General features: G+C 64.1%; 13 protein-coding genes. 8 read left to right on the top strand and 5 right to left on the bottom strand.

Features of this window, described 5'->3' with window-relative positions; translation table 11 throughout:
• Positions 1–8 precede the first annotated feature (8 nt).
• A complete protein-coding gene (locus tag ACYVHK_RS23750; protein ID WP_460537373.1) occupies positions 9–770 on the top strand; it encodes a LytR/AlgR family response regulator transcription factor in 762 nt (253 codons plus the stop codon).
• Between the two features lie 65 nt (positions 771–835).
• On the opposite strand, the gene ACYVHK_RS23745 is transcribed toward ACYVHK_RS23750, so the two are convergent.
• Complete coding sequence (locus ACYVHK_RS23745) at positions 836–1,318, bottom strand: GAF domain-containing protein (RefSeq protein WP_460537371.1); 483 nt, start codon at positions 1,316–1,318, stop codon at positions 836–838.
• A gap of 153 nt (positions 1,319–1,471) precedes the next feature.
• Here ACYVHK_RS23745 and ACYVHK_RS23740 point away from each other — a divergent pair, with 153 nt between their 5' ends.
• Both ACYVHK_RS23740 and ACYVHK_RS23735 read left to right on the top strand, forming a co-directional pair.
• The gene (locus tag ACYVHK_RS23740; protein ID WP_460537369.1) at positions 1,472–2,029 is read left to right on the top strand and encodes a hypothetical protein; all 558 of its coding nucleotides are present in this window, start codon (positions 1,472–1,474) and stop codon (positions 2,027–2,029) included.
• 20 nt (positions 2,030–2,049) lie between these two features.
• The gene (locus tag ACYVHK_RS23735; RefSeq protein ID WP_460537367.1) at positions 2,050–2,709 is read left to right on the top strand and encodes a hypothetical protein; all 660 of its coding nucleotides are present in this window, start codon (positions 2,050–2,052) and stop codon (positions 2,707–2,709) included.
• A gap of 11 nt (positions 2,710–2,720) precedes the next feature.
• Here the strand turns inward: ACYVHK_RS23735 and ACYVHK_RS23730 are convergent, their stop codons facing one another.
• The 4 genes from ACYVHK_RS23730 to ACYVHK_RS23715 all read right to left on the bottom strand — a co-directional run bounded on the left by ACYVHK_RS23730 (position 2,721) and on the right by ACYVHK_RS23715 (position 8,304).
• The gene (locus tag ACYVHK_RS23730) at positions 2,721–3,395 is read right to left on the bottom strand and encodes a class I SAM-dependent methyltransferase (RefSeq protein WP_460537365.1); all 675 of its coding nucleotides are present in this window, start codon (positions 3,393–3,395) and stop codon (positions 2,721–2,723) included.
• A 281-nt stretch (positions 3,396–3,676) separates the two neighbouring features.
• Entirely contained in the window at positions 3,677–6,124 is a 2,448-nt protein-coding gene (locus ACYVHK_RS23725; RefSeq protein ID WP_460537363.1) for an alpha/beta hydrolase family protein, read from the bottom strand.
• 211 nt (positions 6,125–6,335) lie between these two features.
• Positions 6,336–6,854, bottom strand: a complete 519-nt coding sequence (locus ACYVHK_RS23720; protein WP_460537361.1) for a single-stranded DNA-binding protein — start codon at positions 6,852–6,854, stop codon at positions 6,336–6,338.
• A gap of 91 nt (positions 6,855–6,945) precedes the next feature.
• Complete coding sequence (locus tag ACYVHK_RS23715) at positions 6,946–8,304, bottom strand: MFS transporter (RefSeq protein WP_460537359.1); 1,359 nt, start codon at positions 8,302–8,304, stop codon at positions 6,946–6,948.
• Between the two features lie 266 nt (positions 8,305–8,570).
• Between ACYVHK_RS23715 and uvrA the strand changes: the two genes are divergently transcribed.
• The 5 genes from uvrA (at position 8,571) to ACYVHK_RS23690 (ending at position 15,797) form a co-directional block, all read left to right on the top strand.
• Positions 8,571–11,414, top strand: a complete 2,844-nt coding sequence (gene uvrA / locus ACYVHK_RS23710) for an excinuclease ABC subunit UvrA (RefSeq protein WP_460537741.1) — start codon at positions 8,571–8,573, stop codon at positions 11,412–11,414.
• Positions 11,415–11,613: 199 nt separating this feature from the next.
• Positions 11,614–13,419 carry an aminopeptidase P family protein gene (locus tag ACYVHK_RS23705; RefSeq protein ID WP_460537357.1) on the top strand — a complete coding sequence of 602 codons (1,806 nt, stop codon included), beginning with the start codon at positions 11,614–11,616 and terminating at the stop codon, positions 13,417–13,419.
• A 72-nt stretch (positions 13,420–13,491) separates the two neighbouring features.
• A complete protein-coding gene (locus tag ACYVHK_RS23700) occupies positions 13,492–14,241 on the top strand; it encodes a substrate-binding periplasmic protein (protein WP_460537355.1) in 750 nt (249 codons plus the stop codon).
• A gap of 57 nt (positions 14,242–14,298) precedes the next feature.
• Positions 14,299–14,679, top strand: a complete 381-nt coding sequence (locus ACYVHK_RS23695; protein WP_460537353.1) for a hypothetical protein — start codon at positions 14,299–14,301, stop codon at positions 14,677–14,679.
• A 23-nt stretch (positions 14,680–14,702) separates the two neighbouring features.
• Positions 14,703–15,797, top strand: coding sequence for an FUSC family protein (locus ACYVHK_RS23690; RefSeq protein WP_460537351.1), 1,095 nt, complete (start codon positions 14,703–14,705; stop codon positions 15,795–15,797).
• The last annotated feature ends 36 nt before the right edge of the window (positions 15,798–15,833 follow it).

The raw sequence follows: 15,833 nt of genomic DNA, 5'->3' as shown, positions 1-15,833 counted from the left end.
GACACTGTATGCCCACCGCCATCATTGCCGATGACGAAGACCTGCTGCGCAGCGAGTTGCGCCGCATGCTGGAGGCGGCTTGGCCGGAGCTGGAGATACTGGCCGAGTGCGAGCATGGTGCTGATGCGCTGGAGGCGATCGAGCAGTATCGGCCCGATGTGGCCTTTCTCGATATCCGCATGCCGGGCTTGTCCGGCCTGGATGTGGCGCATGCAGTCAGCGGTCGCTGCCACGCCATTTTCACCACGGCCTATGACCAGTATGCGGTGGAGGCCTTTGCGGCCGGCGCGCTGGACTACCTGCTCAAACCGATCGCGACCGAACGCTTGCAGCAGGCGGTGGGCCGCCTGCAGGAACGGCTGAAGCTATCGCAGGCGGCGCCGGAGATCGGCCAACTGATGGCCGAGCTGGACCGGCGCCTGCGCCCACAGGTGGGGGCTGGCAACCGCATACGCTGGATCAGTGCCAGTGTGGGGGACACGATCAAGTTGTTCCCGATCGAGCAGATCCTGTTTTTCGAATCGGACGAGAAGTACACCCGGGTCGTCAGCCAGGAGGATGAAGCCCATGTGCGCAAACCCTTGCGTGAGCTGATCGCGGGTCTCGACATGGAGCAGTTCTGGCAGATACACCGCGGCGTGGTGGTGCGGGCCGACGCCATTGCGCGGGCCCGTCGCGACGAGCTGGGGCGTATCTCCGTGGAGGTACGTGGACGGCCCGACAAGCTGAAGGTCAGCCAGGCCTATGCCTGGCGGTTCAAGGCGATGTAGGGGGCGCCGGCACCTGGGCGCCGGATCGATCCCTGGTGGGTCACCGGCGTCCGGTCGGGATGCGCTCAGGGACGGTCTGTCATGGCGACAAAGCGCGCCACCAGTTTTTCCAGGCCCGCGCGGTCGGCATCGGAGAAGCGGTTGGTCTCCGGGCTGTCGATGTCGAACACGCCGATCAGGTGACCGTCCTGGATGACCGGCAGCACGATTTCCGAATTGGAGGCGGCATCGCAGGCGATATGGCCCGGAAAGGCATGGACGTCGGCGACGACCACCGTCTCGCGCTTGACGGCGGTGGTACCGCAGACGCCGCGACCAAAGGGGATGCGCACGCAGGCGACCTTGCCCTGGAAGGGGCCGAGGATCAGCTCTTCGCCTTGGGCGAGGTAGAAGCCCGACCAGTTCAGGGCATCCAGGGTCTGGTAGATGAAGGCCGAGAATTGGGCCGCGTTGGCGATGAAGTTGCGCTCGCCCTCGAACAGGCTGGCCAGTTGGCGATCCAGTTCATCGTAGTTGGGGTTGCGGGTACGGTCGCTAGTGGCGAACATGAGGTGATCCTTTCAGGCAGGGCCAAATAATAGCATCGCGCATCGAATTGCAGACCCGTACGGAACGCCCGTCAAAAGGGTTGGTCGGAGCGCGACAACAAAATATTCCGGAGGGGCAAGATGGAGAAATGGAAACATCCCGGCAGGTGGGCTTTGCTCATTTCGCTGGGCTCGCACGCCGCGCTGCTGTGGTTCTGGCCGCAATGGGACAACGCAGGGGTAACGAGCCCTCCGCATGAACATGGTGCCGCGCTGGCGCGCTTGCAAGTGCGCCTCTTGCCCTTGCAGACAGAAAAGGGTGCGCAGCACCTGGAACCCCCCGCCAGTAGTACGCAAGCTGCTGAGGCCCGGCCCGCCCGACGCGTGTCGGCAAGGCCACGAGCCCTGATCGCGACAGGTGAGGCGCGCCCGGCGGATATCGTCAGTCGCTCGACCGAGCTACCGCTTGAATCCCCGGCCGGCCCGAACCTGAATGTCGAAGCCTTGCGCGAGCAATTGCGTGGCGACCTGCGCCGCCAGGCGCCGGCGCTGGGTATGGCGGCGCGCCAAGCAGCCCCGCCGTCCGCTGTCCGGCCGCGCGATGCAGCGCTGGCGGCCGCGATTGAAAAAACCGCCCGGCCGGATTGCCGCAACGCCTATGCGGAAGCAGGCCTGCTGGCGGTGGTGCCGCTACTCAAGGATGCCGTGACCGGCTCGGGGTGCAAATGGTAGCGATGGCACTGCAGGGCGGCATGACGCCAACCTATCCGCGCAAGACCGGCCGCTGGGCCGTAGGCATATCGTTGCTGCTGCATGTGGCACTGATACTTTGCTGGCGGGAAGCGACGCGCTATCAGGCGATCAGCCCAACCTCACTGGAGGTCCGGCTGCAGTTGCTGCAGCCGATCACCAAGCCGAAAGTGCCGGATAGCTCGCCGCCGTCGTTGCCGGCCAAGCCGGACAGACTGGTGCGTCCGAACGAGGTCAGGCGTGCGGAAGCGATACGGACGACGCCGTTGCCTGCCGCGGTGGAGCCGACTGTCAGCCTGTCGCCATCCGAAACGCAGGCAGCGCTGAGCCTGACCGAGCGTGCCCTGGCCGGTGTACGGGATGCGGAACGTAGCCTCAAGCAAGAGGGCGAGCAGCGTCAGCATTTGTTGCCGCGCGGCGAGGTACCCAACAATCTGCGCAAACTACCGCCACCGATACAGACCGCACTGGCCAAGAGTTTCGAGAATCATCTTGGTGAACTGGTGGTGCTGGAAGTGCGCGAACAGCAGGAAGGCAGTAACCGTGTGACGGTGATCCACACCAACAAGGGTATCTATTGCGCCTATAGCCCGATCCTGAAGAAGAGCTTCATGCGCGGTATGCCGACAGTGCAGCAGTTTGGCACCTGCTCGCCGCAGTAGCGGCCGCCTGATCAGGCTGTGGCGATGCCGCTCCGGCGGCGACTGAAGTTGAGGAAGTGGCCCTTGTAGGCCTCCCCGTCGCTTTGCTGTCTGGCTGCGCGCTGCAGGTCGAGCACGTAGCCCTGGCTGGCCATCAGTCGGCAGAAGGGATTGCGGTTACCACGGTCGGGGTCGACGATGATCACGTCAACATCGTCGTTGGCGTGCAGTTCGATGAAGCTGGACAGCGTCTCGGGCTGGCCGCGCTCGTAGAGCACATCGCTGGCGATGATCAGGTCGAAGCGGCCTAGCTCGGGATTGTCCTTGCCCCAGTTGCCGGTCTGGTACTTGAGCGCCGGCAGCTGGTTCAGCCTGAGATTTTCGATCAGGAAGCCTTCGGTCAGCGGGTGGCAGTCGCTGGCGGTGACGTCGCCCAGCCGACGGTGGATAACCATGCTGGCCAGCGCCAGGCCGCAGCCTATCTCCAGCACCCGCTTGCCTTCGATATCGTAGGTCTGCATCGCGTCGGCCAACATGCGGGCCGAAGGCCAGACCAGACCGAACAGCGGCCAGGAGGCGGAGGAGATGCCGGCTGCTTCGGCAGCACCGTCCTGGTCGGCGTATTGCTGACGATCAAGCAGGGAGCGGACGACAAAATCGGAATCGCCTAGTGCGAGAGTTTGGTGTTTGACGTGATAGCCCGGCATGGTGCGGTTCCGTGAGCAGGGTTGGCGTGCGAGGGAAATGTTTCGCTCAACAGACACAACACTTGTACGAAGCGCGATGCAGGCCGACAAGACGATTTCTTGTGGGGCGGACTTGCCTTGAAGTCAGTGTATAGGGGATTCGCTGCCGTGGCTCGAACTGATTGATTTGAATGCCCAATAAAATCAACAGGATGGGTGGGTCCTTCCGCTCGGGGTACCAAAGCCAGCCATGAAAAAGGCCGGGCGAGTGCCCGGCCTTCTGCTGGCTGTGACGGTGCTGTCTACTTGCCCACCTCACGCGGCTTGGCGTTCTTCACATACTTCTCCAGCCACTGGTCCTGTTCCCACAGCATGTGCAGGATGGATTCGCGGGCGCGGTAGCCGTGGCTCTCGTTGGGCAGCATCACCAACCGGGTGGTGGCACCCAGGCCTTGCAACGCCTGGTACATGCGCTCGCTCTGGACCGGGAAAGTACCGGGGTTGTTGTCCATCTCGCCATGGATCATCAGCAAGGCATCCTTGATCTGATCGGCGTAGTTGAACGGTGCCATGGTCTGGTAGACCGACTTGGCTTCCCAGAAGTTACGGTCTTCGGCCTGGAAGCCGAATGGTGTCAGGGTACGGTTATAGGCACCCGAGCGGGCGATGCCGGCCCGGAACAGCCGGGTGTGGGCCAGCAGGTTGGCGGTCATGAAGGCGCCGTAGCTGTGGCCACCGATGGCGATATGGTCGCGATCAGTTACGCCGAGCCGGACGACTTCGTCCACGGCAGCCTGGGCATCCATCTGCAACTGCTCGATATAGCTGTCGTTCGGTTCCTTGTCCCCAACGCCGACGATGGGCATGGCGGGGTGATCCAGCGCGACATAGCCACGGGCCAGCATGGCCAGCGGGCCCCAGTAGCTGATGCGATTGAAGCGGTAGGGCGAGTCGGTGACCTGGCTCGCTGCCTCGGTGGTCTTGAACTCCTGCGGGTAGGCCCACATCAGCAGCGAGCGCGGGCCATCACGCTTGGGATCGTAACCCGGTGGCAGATAGAGGATGGCGTTGAGTTCCACACCGTCGGCGCGCTTGTAACGCAGTTGCTGCTTTTGAACGCCCTTCAGTTGTGGCGTGGGGTGCGGGAACTGGGTCAGGGCTACCGGCTCCGTACCCTTGGCAAGGTCGCGCAGGTAGAAGTTGGGGCGTTCGTCCGCTGCCTCGCGGCTGGTGACTATGCGTTTGCCTTCGTCGTCCAGCAGGGCCAGGGCGCGCTCATAGTAAGGTGCCGCCGAACGCCACAGGCGGGTGCTTTGCTTGGTATCCAGATCATAGCGATCCAGGAAGGGACGGTCGCCTTCCGGGCTGGCGCCAGCGCCGAGCAGGAACAGGGACTTGCCGTCCGGTGTGGTGCGCAATACCGGACGGCCGTACTCGTTGAGCTGGGTAGAGGGTTCGCCCGGATCGGCGTAGCGGTCTTCCGACTTGCGGGACACCAGTAGATCCGGCTTGGCTTCAGGCTTGCCAGGCTGGACTCGCCAGGTACGGGTGTCGCGGCTCTTCCACCAGTTTTCCTCAACCAGGGCGAGGTCGTTGCGCGCCCAGGCGATGCTGTCGAAGCGCCAAGCGAGGTCGATCAACTTGCGTGGGGCCTCGCTGAACGGGGCCGGCTGCAGGAAGATGCTGTCGCGGATCGCGGCTTCCTTGGCGGGGTCGCCACCATCCTGCGCCTCGGCCCAATACAGGGTGGCCGGTGCATCATTGCGCCAGCCGAAATTACGCGGACCGGGCTGCACGGCGTCATTCCCCGATGGCATGCGCTCCAGCAGGGGCTGTTCGGCAATCGTCTTGATCTTCTTACCGTGCTCATCCCATACCTCTACCAGTCGCGGGAAGCGACTGATCGGCACGATATAGGAATAGGGGCGACGCAATTGTACGGTCAGGATGTGCTTGCCATCCGGGGCGGGCGATACCCCCAGCAAGGTGGTGACCGGGCCGATGCGTTCGAGCTTGCCATCGAGGCTGACGATGCCGAGCTGGCTCTGCAGCTGCCAGTCGAGCTGGTCGGCATCGGCCGGGGTCTTCAGCATGTCCGGGTAGGTACGCGTCTGCGATACCTTGCCGCCGACGCTTTCCTGAGTGTTCGGGCCGCTTGGCGTGGTGGAGGCGACCGGGGCGGCGGCCTGCTTGGCCGGCGTGAGGCGGACCAGCAGCTTCTGGCCGCCGTTGAGCCAGGTAAAACCGCTACCGGCGACGGCATTGAGCCGCTCATTCAGGAGGCGGCGGGCGCTGGCCTTCTGTACGTCCAGCAACCACAGTTCCACACCTTCGTCGCCCCAGCGGCTGAATGCCACCCAGCGCTCATCGGCAGACCAGGCGCTATCGGCAATGCGCGGATCCTTGGGCAGGCCGCTGACCGGACGGGTCTTACCGGTGTTCACGTCCAGCAAGGTCAGACTGTCGCCGAACTCGAAGCGGCTGGCGGCACGGGCCTTGGGGTTGATGCGCAGGCCGGCGAGTTTCAATTCCGGCTGGGCGACTTCGGCAATTGACGGCAGGCCGGGCAGGCCGGTCAGCAGCGCGACACCGCGCTTGGGGCCGATCGAGAAGCCAGGGCCGCGCGGGGCGTCGACCAGAGCTTGCAGTTCGGGGGCCGGCATCTGGTAGCCGTTGCCGGCGGCCAGCGCCGTGCTGCCGATCAGGCCAGCGAGCAGTGCAGGAGCAATGGAACGAATGGGGCGACGCATGAAGTCTCCAGGATCGTTGAGGGCGGCGAGCGGGTTTTCGCCAAAACCCTGCAGCATGCCGTGCAGCGTGAGCGGTGCAAGTTGCTGCGACGGACTGTATTAGAGAACGATGAATGGTAACGGCAGATACAAAAATGGCCCGGTAGATACCGGGCCATTTTGATCCAGCAGCGGGGATCCCCGACTGGACGCTTTGCGTACCTGTCAGCGATCAGAACGGAATGTCGTCCTCGAAATCGTCGAAGTTCTGCGGTTTTTGCGGTGCCGGACGCTGCTGGCCACCGCCGCTCGGGGCGCCGCCGCCCTGGTTGCCGCCGCGCGCTGCCGGGGCTTCGTTGTAGCTCGGGGCGCTCTGGTCGTATTCCGCACCGCCACCACCCATGCCGCTGCCGCCACGGCCGCCCAGCATCTTCATTTCATCGGCGATGATTTCGGTGGTGTAGCGATCCTGGCCGGTGTTCTTGTCCTGCCACTTGCGGGTCTGCAGACGGCCCTCGATATAGACCGAGCTGCCTTTCTTCAGGTACTGGCCGGCGATCTCTGCCAGGCGACGGTACATGGTGATGTTGTGCCACTCGGTCTTTTCCTGCTTCTGACCGCTGTTCTTGTCTTTCCAGGTCTCGGTCGTCGCGATGCTGAAATTGCAGATGGCCGAGCCATCCGGCATGTAGCGCATCTCCGGGTCTTTACCCAGGTTGCCGATCAGCAGGACTTTGTTGAGCGATGCCATGTAAATTTTCTCCACTTGTCGGTCGGGGCCATGCCCGACATCAATGCATTCATCGGGTCTGCGACCCGAACCACCAGATTCCGTTATGCGTTTATTTCCCGGCCAGCAGCGCCTGGGCGCCAGCCTCGTCCCAGCCGTCGCGCAGTACCTTGAGGTAGGCCACGCCTTCTTCGGCAATGACCACGGCCTCCTTGACGCCGGTGAGCTGGGCCAGTTTTCGGGCCAGCCCGGCACTGTCGGCCAGTTGTTGTTCGTCGATATGGTACATCATGGTGCGTACCGGCATCGGGGGTTTAAGGCCCCAGGTGACCAATAACCACACTGCGATCAGCACGGCACAGAACAGGTGCACCGGCAGCGCGCCACCCTGGTGGTAGAGCCAGCCACCAGCGGCAGAACCGACGGCAAAGCCCAGCGACTGGGTGGTGTTGTAGACCCCCATGGCCGTGCCCTTGGCGTCGGCCGGGGCGATCTTGCTGATCAGGCTGGGTTGGGTGGCTTCCAGCACATTGAAGGCGATGAAGTAGACGCCCATCCAGACGATGATCTTGGTCAGCGTATCAAAGCTGCCGGCCATGCCAAGCTGTGCCAGCAGCATCAGCGCGACCGCCCCGGTGAAGACCTGCTTGAGCTTGTTGCGGGTCTCGCCGACGATCACGGCCGGCACCATCAGGATAAAGCCGATGGCCATCACCGGCAGGTAGACCTTCCAGTGTTCACTCGATTGCAGGCCCGCGGTTTGTACCAGCGCCAGTGGCAGGGTGACGAACAGCGCCATCTGGGCGGCGTGCAGGGCAAACACGCCGTAGTTGAGACGCAAGAGCTGCGGATCGCGCAAGACGGCACCCAGCCGCTTGGGGTTGGCTTCGGCGTCGGAATGGAAACGGCTCTGCGAGGGATCGGGAATGATCTGCCAGACACCGACGATGGCGGCCAGCGCGAGCCCGGCAGTGAGCAGGAAGATGCCGGACAGGCCGATGGAGCTGGCGAGCGCAGGGGCGGCGACCAGGGAGACGGCGAAGGTGATGCCGATGCTGCCGCCTATCATCGCCATGGCCTTGGTACGGTTTTCCTCGCGCGTCAGGTCGGCCAACAGGGCGGTGATCGCAGCCGATATGGCGCCGGCACCCTGCAGGGCACGGCCGATGGTGATCCAGACCAGGCTGTCGGCCAGCGCAGCGATCACGCTACCGATGGCCAGCATCAAGAGGCCGCCGTAGATGACCGGTTTGCGTCCGATGCGGTCCGACAGCATGCCCAGTGGCAGTTGCAGCAGGGCCTGGGTGAGGCCGTAGATGCCAAGCGCGATACCGACCAGGGTATGGTTTTCGCCGCCAGGCAGGTGGCGGGCATACAGGGCAAAGACCGGTAGCACCAGGAACATGCCGAGCATGCGTAGGGCATACAGACCGGCCAGGCCTGCGGAAGCGCGGAGTTCTAGAGGAGACATGCAGGACCAGCGAAGCGCGAAAGGCGAGATTCTACCAAACCCTGAGGTCCGAACGACCCAACTTGCAGTGTGGTTATCCCAAAGCTAAGTCTCTGGTCGGGCACGCTTTGTTCCGCGAACTCCGGTAAACTCACCGATTGCTTTTTGTCCGCGCGGGCGGGCTCGGCCTGACCATGGGCCTGCAGCCCCCGCCGCAACCTTGGCAAGGCCTGGGCGTACGCCGCCCGACCCTGCACACGCCCGACTACAGTGAACAGACCCCGGCCATGAGCTATCGCCCGATCGACCCGAACAACCTGATCCGCATCCGCGGCGCACGGACCCACAACCTCAAGAACGTGAATCTTGATCTGCCACGGCATCAGCTGGTGGTGATCACCGGCTTGAGCGGTTCGGGCAAGTCTTCGCTGGCGTTCGATACGCTCTATGCCGAAGGCCAGCGCCGCTATGTGGAATCGCTGTCGGCCTATGCGCGGCAGTTCCTGCAGCTGATGGAAAAGCCGGACGTGGACCTGATCGAGGGCCTGAGCCCGGCGATCTCGATCGAGCAGAAGGCGACCAGCCATAACCCGCGCTCGACCGTGGGCACGGTGACCGAGATCCATGACTACCTGCGGCTGCTGTTCGCCCGGGTGGGTACGCCTTATTGTCCGGATCACGGCCAGCCGCTGGAGTCGCAGACCGTCAGCCAGATGGTGGACCATGTGCTGGGCCTGCCGGAAGACACCAAGCTGATGATCCTGGCACCGGTGATCATGGGCAAGAAGGGCGAGAACCTGGACCTGTTCGACGAGTTGCGGGCGCAGGGCTTCGTGCGGGTGCGGGTCGATGGCGAGGTCTATGAGATCGACGCCATTCCCAAGCTCGACAAGAACAAGAAGCACACCATCGACGTGGTGGTGGACCGGCTCAAGGTCCGGGCCGACCTCAAGCAGCGGCTGGCGGAGAGCTTCGAGACTGCGCTGCGGCATGCCGACGGCCGCGCCATCGCGTTGGAGATGGACGACAACAAGGAACACTGGTTCTCGGCCAAATTCGCCTGCCCGGTGTGCAGCTACTCGCTGCCGGAGCTGGAGCCACGGCTGTTCTCGTTCAACAACCCCATGGGTGCCTGTCCCAAGTGCGACGGCCTGGGGGCGATCCAGTTCTTCGATCCCAAGCGGGTGGCGGCCTTCCCGCACCTGAGTCTCGCTGCAGGCTCGATCAAGGGCTGGGACAAGCGTAACCAGTTCTACTTCCAGATGCTGCAGGGCCTGTCGGCCCACTATGGCTTCGACGTGGATGCCGCGTGGGACAGCCTGACCGAAGAAGTACAGCAGGTGGTGCTGTACGGCTCGGGCAAGGAAGAAATCAGCTTTACCTACTTGAACGAGCGTGGCGCCAAGTTCGAACGTGCCCATCCCTTCGAGGGCATCATTCCCAACCTGGAGCGACGCTACCGTGAGACCGATTCGGTCACCGTGCGCGAGGAACTGGCCAAGTACCTGAACAACCAGCCTTGCCCGAGCTGCCATGGCGCCCGTCTGCGGCTGGAAGCGCGGCATGTACGGATTGCCGACAAGAATGTCTTCGAGCTGAGCCAGCTGGCGCTGCGCGATTCGAGCAAGTTTTTTGCCGAGCTGACCCTGCAGGGTAACAAGGCGCAGATCGCCGAGAAGATCGTCAAGGAGATCGGTGACCGGCTGGGCTTTCTGGTCAACGTGGGTCTGGATTACCTGTCGCTGGATCGCTCGGCCGACACCCTGTCGGGCGGCGAAGCCCAGCGTATCCGTCTCGCGTCGCAGATCGGTTCCGGCCTGACCGGGGTGATGTACGTGCTCGATGAGCCCAGCATCGGCCTGCACCAGCGGGACAACGACCGCCTGCTGGCGACCCTGATGCGGCTGCGCGACCTCGGCAACAGCGTGATCGTGGTGGAGCATGACGAAGACGCGATCCGCGCCGCCGACTGCCTGGTGGACATGGGCCCGGGCGCTGGCGAGCATGGTGGCGAGGTACTGGGTGTGGGCCACCCGGACGAGATCATGGCCAACCCGAACTCGATTACCGGCCAGTTCCTGTCCGGCAAACGCAAGATTGCCATCCCCGAGCAGCGTCGCGAACCGCAGGTGGATCGCTGGCTGACGCTGAAGGGCGCGCGCGGCAACAACCTCAAGGGTGTGGACCTGGCCTTGCCGCTGGGTCTGCTGGTCTGCATTACTGGCGTATCCGGTTCGGGCAAGTCGACGTTGATCAACGACACGCTGTACGCCGCCGCAGCCCGCAGCATCTACGGCAGCAATACCGAGCCGGCACCGCATGACGAGATCGTGGGGCTGGAACAGTTCGACAAGGTGATCAACGTCGATCAGTCGCCGATCGGTCGCACGCCGCGTTCGAACCCGGCAACCTATACCGGCCTGTTCACGCCGATCCGCGACCTGTACGCAGGGGTGCCGATGTCGCGCGAGCGCGGCTACGGCCCCGGCCGCTTCAGCTTCAACGTCAAGGGTGGTCGTTGCGAGGCCTGCCAGGGCGACGGTGTGATCAAGGTCGAGATGCACTTCCTGCCGGATGTGTACGTGCCTTGCGATGTCTGCCACGGCAAGCGCTACAACCGCGAGACGCTGGAAGTGCAGTACAAGGGCAAGAACATCACCGAAGTCCTGGAGATGACGGTCGAGCACGCACGCGAGTTCTTCGACGCCGTGCCGGTGATCGCCCGCAAGCTGCAGACCTTGATCGATGTGGGCCTGAGCTATATCCGGCTGGGGCAGAGTGCGACCACCCTGTCGGGTGGCGAGGCGCAACGCGTGAAGCTGGCGCTGGAACTCTCCAAGCGCGATACCGGCCGCACGCTGTATATCCTGGACGAGCCGACCACCGGCCTGCATTTCCACGATATCGACCTGCTGCTGACCGTGCTGCAGCGCCTGACCGAGCATGGCAACAGCGTGGTGGTGATCGAGCACAACCTTGACGTGATCAAGGTGGCCGACTGGTTGATCGACCTGGGCCCGGAAGGTGGTGCTGGCGGTGGCCAGATCATCGCGACTGGTACGCCCGAGGATGTGGCGGCCAATCCCAAGAGCCATACCGGCCACTATCTGAAGAAGCTGCTGGCCAAGTAAGCCTGGCCGCGAAGGCACGGGGGGCGGGCACTGAGCCTATGCCCCCGTGCCTTTTCTGTATCTATCCCCGGTTGCTGCCTGAGCCTACAGTCTGTGCTGTCTGGCATGGCCGCTTGCGTACCCGCGCGGCCAGGGCTCTGGACCTATTCGGATCGTCCGGGCCAACCCCGGGCGTATGCTTCCCACACAGGAATCCGTCATGAACGCCAATTCGCACAATCCCGTTGTCTCCCGTATCGCCGCTCTGCGGCAGGCCATTGCGACCCAAGGCCTCGCTGCCTATATCGTGCCGTCGGCCGACCCGCACCTGTCCGAATACCTGCCGTCGCGCTGGCAGGGACGTCGCTGGCTGACCGGCTTTCATGGCTCGGTCGGTACGCTGATCGTGACGGCGGATTTCGCCGGCCTGTGGGTGGATAGCCGTTACTGGACCCAGGCCGAAGCGGAATTGGCGGGCTCGGGCATCGCGCTGATGAAGATCGCGGTGGCGAGCAGTCCGGCGCATCTGGACTGGCTGGCGGCCCATGTGCCCGCCGGCCAGACTGTGGGTGTCGATGGCGAGGTGCTGGGGCTGGCGGGTGCGCGTGCCTTGCAGGCTGCACTGGACGCCAAGGGCGTCCAGCTCAGGACCGACATCGATGTGCTGCAGACCGTGTGGGAAGGTCGCCCTGGCTTGCCGGATGCTGCCATCTACCAGCATGAGGCGCCGCACGCGACCGTCAGCCGGGCCGAGAAGCTGGCCCTGGTGCGGGCCGAGATGGGTAGGCTGGGTGCCGACTGGCACTTCATCTCCACGCTCGACGATATCGCCTGGTTGTTCAACCTGCGCGGTGCCGACGTGAACTACAACCCGGTGTTCGTCGGCCATGCCTTGTTGGGTCTTACCGGGGCGACCCTGTTCGTGGCCGACGGCAAGGTCGACGCCGGCCTGGTTGCCAAGCTGGCGGCCGATGGCGTGCAGGTTGCGGCATACGGCTCGGCCCCGGCGGCACTGGCCGCGCTGCCAACCGGTGCCAAGCTGCTGCTGGACCCGCGCCGCATCACCCTGGGCCTGCGCCAGGCCGTGCCGGCAGCGGTGACAGTGGTCGAGGCGATCAATCCCTCGACCTTTGCCAAATCGAAAAAGAGCGGGGCCGAGGCCGGCTTTGTACGGCAGGCCATGGAGCAGGATGGTGCCGCCCTGGCCGAGTTCTTCAGTTGGCTGGAAGGCGCGCTGGGCAAGCAGCGCATCACCGAACTGACCATCGACGAGCAGATCACCGCGGCACGTGCACGCCGGCCGGGTTTTGTCTGCCCGAGCTTTGCCACCATCGCCGGCTTCAACGGCAATGGCGCCATGCCGCATTACCGTGCGACCGAACAGAGTCATGCGGTGATCGAAGGTGATGGCCTGCTGCTGATTGACTCCGGCGGCCAGTACCTCGGCGGCACGACCGATATCACGCGGGTGGTGGCAATCGGCCAGGTCAATGCCGAGCAGAAGCGGGACTTCACGCTGGTGCTCAAGGGCATGATCGCGCTGTCGATGGCGCGCTTCCCGATCGGTACCCGCAGCCCCATGCTCGATACGCTGGCGCGTGCGCCGATCTGGGCGGCCAATGTGGACTACGGTCATGGTACCGGCCACGGCGTGGGTTACTTCCTGAATGTGCATGAAGGTCCGCAGTCGATCTCGCCGCATTCGCCTGCGGACTCTCACACCGCGATGGTGCCGGGCATGATCACCTCCAACGAGCCGGGCATCTACCGGCCGGGCCGCTGGGGCGTGCGGATCGAAAACCTGGTGCTCAATGTCTCGGCCGGCAGCGGCGAATTTGGCGAATTCCTGGCCTTCGAGACGCTGACGCTGTGCCCGATCGATACCCGCTGCGTTGCCCAGGAATTGCTGCGCAGCGACGAGATTGCCTGGCTCAATGACTACCACCGTATCGTGCGCGAGCGTCTGCTGCCGCACGTGGAAGGTGCTGCGCGCGACTGGCTGTTGCTGCGTACCGAAGCGATCTGAACGTGACCTGTCCGCCACGGCATGCCGTGGCGGACTGTCCTACACTGCAGGCATTGCCTCCCGGAGTGAGCCATGCGCTGCCTGCCCCTGCTGCTATGTCTGTTCGCCAGCTTGTGGCTGCGCGCCGAGACCTTGCAGGTCGGGGTGTTCAATGTTTCGCCCTGGGCCTATGTCGGAGCGGACGGCAAGGCACGCGGCGCGGTGGTGGATTTCTACGAGCGCGAGGTGGCGCCGCGCGCTGGCGTGACACTGGAGTGGCATGCACCGACCACCGTGGCACGGATGCTGGAGGACATGCGCGCCGGCCGCCTGCACCTGACCCCGCTGCTGATACGTAATGCCGAGCGCGAGCGCCTGGTGGTGTTCGGCAACAGCGTACTGACCCAGTTTGAGCCCTGCATCGCGGTACGGCCGGACTTCAAGCTCGATGCGATCCGTTCGGCCAAGGAGCTGAAGGGCCTGACCATCGCCTACAACGTTGGCGGCGCCCAGCCCGAGCTGCTGCGCACGCCGGGGATCAAGGTGGAGCGCACGGGCGTACCCAACTGGGAGGAGGCCAACCTGGGCAAGCTCCGCTTGAAACGGGTCGATGCCGCGTTCTTCTTCAATGTGATCACGCCACGCTATTTCAGCCGCCGCAGTGGTGAGCCGATACGCATACTCAAGCTGCCGGTGCCCGCCGCCGTCATGCATCCAGCCTTCAGCCCGGCGCTGGATCCCGCCCTGCGAGACCGGCTCGACAAGGCGGTTGCGGCCTCAGCCAAGCACTTCGATCAGTATCTCGAACCCTACCTCGATGGCAACAAGCTGACACAACCTTGAAAAGCGGCCGGTTGGCTGCGCTAAGATGGCAGTCAACAACCATCATAAGGCTGCTGCATGCAAAATCCGCTCGCCAATATCCGCTGGGGCCGCTGGCTGTTTGGCTCACTGTTCTTCATCGTCCTGCTGATCGTCGCCTATCTGTGGCTGGTCTTGAGCTGGAGCTACGCCGAGGGAGAGCGTGCCGGTTATGTGCAGAAACTCTCCCGCAAGGGCTGGGTCTGCAAGACCTGGGAAGGGGAGCTCGCTATCATCAACATCCCGGGTACCCTGACCGAGAAATTCAATTTCACCGTGCATGACGACAAGATCGTCGATGCGATCAATGCCAGCCTCGGCAAACGGGTGACGCTCTACTACGAGCAGCATGTGGGCATACCCGGCACCTGCTTTGGCGAGACCATGTACTACATCACCCGGGTACGTACCCTGGACTGATTGCGATTCTGGACGCCCCGGCCATGCGTTTTCCCATCCATCTGTTGCAGTGGAGCAATGGCGGCGCCGTGCCCTGGCGGCAGGCGGTCTGTGCGGCGATCGGCGTGGGCGTGCCCTGCCTGGTGGCGATCTGGCTCAAGCATCCGGCCGGCCTGCTGTTCGGGGCGATAGGCGGGCTGTACGCCAGCCTGCTCGATTTTGGCGGGACCTTGCGGCACCGGCTGCTCACGCAGTTCGCCGGCCTTGCGCTGGTGGTGGCCAGTGCAGCGGTCGGCGGGGTATTGGGCCCGCACCATATGGCGCTGTTCGTCACGCTGGGTTGCCTGACCTTTGGCATAGGCTGGGTGGATGGCAGCAGCATCGCGGTCGAGACCATTTTGCGCTTCGCGGCGCTGATGTTGCTGGTCTATGCCTTTACGCCGAGCATGCCGCCCGATGGCTTCCCCTTCTTTGGCTTGGGCATGGCGGTGGGCCTGCTGGCGGTCTGGCTCGACAGCCTGATCTGGCCACGGGCGATCCCGCGCCGACATCAGGGGCTGCGCAATGCCGGTCGCCTGATTGCCGGCGGGCATAGCGCTGGCTGGTTGCATGCCACCGGTTTTTGCGTGGGGGTGTGCGGTGGTCTCGCGCTGGCGCTCTGGCTGGGCTACGAGCGGCCGGCCTGGGTGGCGGCGGCGATCCTGTTCGTGATCCGGCCGGATGGGCCGGATAGCCTGCGGCGTTTGTTCCTGACCGTATTCGGTACGTTGGCGGGCGTGGGCCTCGCCTGGTTGATCGGACGCTATGCCGATGACCCGCGGATACTGCTCAGTTGCGTGATCGGCCTCGCCTTCCTTCGGCCTATCGCGCTGGCCAAGAATATGTGGCTGCAGTCGGCGACACTGACCGCACTGGTGTTGGTGCTGTTCGATCTAACGCTGGGAGCGGCCGGCAGCGCCGAGAGCCTCGCCATCATGCATGCGCGTTTGCAGGATGCGTTGCTGGGATCGCTGGTCGCCTTGCTGACCATGCTGGTGTTCAATCCGCAGGCACGGCGGCACCTGCGCTTGCAGTTGCGCCGGCAACCGGCCGTGGCGTCACCTGCTGCTGGAGTCGACCCAGTCGGGCGACAGGGCTAGAATCCGCGCCCCGCATGGCGGGGCTGCGATCGGAGA

The organism is Chitinimonas naiadis, assembly GCF_054780835.1.
The sequence above is the reverse complement of the archived record's forward strand: the minus strand, read 5'-3'. Positions and strand labels throughout refer to the sequence as shown.

What these genes read in the sequence shown, in the direction of transcription:
- ACYVHK_RS23750 (WP_460537373.1), top strand. Translation starts at nt 9, where the DNA reads ATGCCCACCGCCATCATTGCCGATGACGAAGACCTGCTGCGCAGCGAG.
- ACYVHK_RS23745 (WP_460537371.1), bottom strand. Translation starts at nt 1,318, where the DNA reads ATGTTCGCCACTAGCGACCGTACCCGCAACCCCAACTACGATGAACTG.
- ACYVHK_RS23735 (WP_460537367.1), top strand. Translation starts at nt 2,050, where the DNA reads ATGACGCCAACCTATCCGCGCAAGACCGGCCGCTGGGCCGTAGGCATA.
- ACYVHK_RS23730 (WP_460537365.1), bottom strand. Translation starts at nt 3,395, where the DNA reads ATGCCGGGCTATCACGTCAAACACCAAACTCTCGCACTAGGCGATTCC.
- ACYVHK_RS23725 (WP_460537363.1), bottom strand. Translation starts at nt 6,124, where the DNA reads ATGCGTCGCCCCATTCGTTCCATTGCTCCTGCACTGCTCGCTGGCCTG.
- ACYVHK_RS23720 (WP_460537361.1), bottom strand. Translation starts at nt 6,854, where the DNA reads ATGGCATCGCTCAACAAAGTCCTGCTGATCGGCAACCTGGGTAAAGAC.
- ACYVHK_RS23715 (WP_460537359.1), bottom strand. Translation starts at nt 8,304, where the DNA reads ATGTCTCCTCTAGAACTCCGCGCTTCCGCAGGCCTGGCCGGTCTGTAT.
- uvrA (WP_460537741.1), top strand. Translation starts at nt 8,571, where the DNA reads ATGAGCTATCGCCCGATCGACCCGAACAACCTGATCCGCATCCGCGGC.
- ACYVHK_RS23705 (WP_460537357.1), top strand. Translation starts at nt 11,614, where the DNA reads ATGAACGCCAATTCGCACAATCCCGTTGTCTCCCGTATCGCCGCTCTG.
- ACYVHK_RS23700 (WP_460537355.1), top strand. Translation starts at nt 13,492, where the DNA reads ATGCGCTGCCTGCCCCTGCTGCTATGTCTGTTCGCCAGCTTGTGGCTG.
- ACYVHK_RS23695 (WP_460537353.1), top strand. Translation starts at nt 14,299, where the DNA reads ATGCAAAATCCGCTCGCCAATATCCGCTGGGGCCGCTGGCTGTTTGGC.
- ACYVHK_RS23690 (WP_460537351.1), top strand. Translation starts at nt 14,703, where the DNA reads ATGCGTTTTCCCATCCATCTGTTGCAGTGGAGCAATGGCGGCGCCGTG.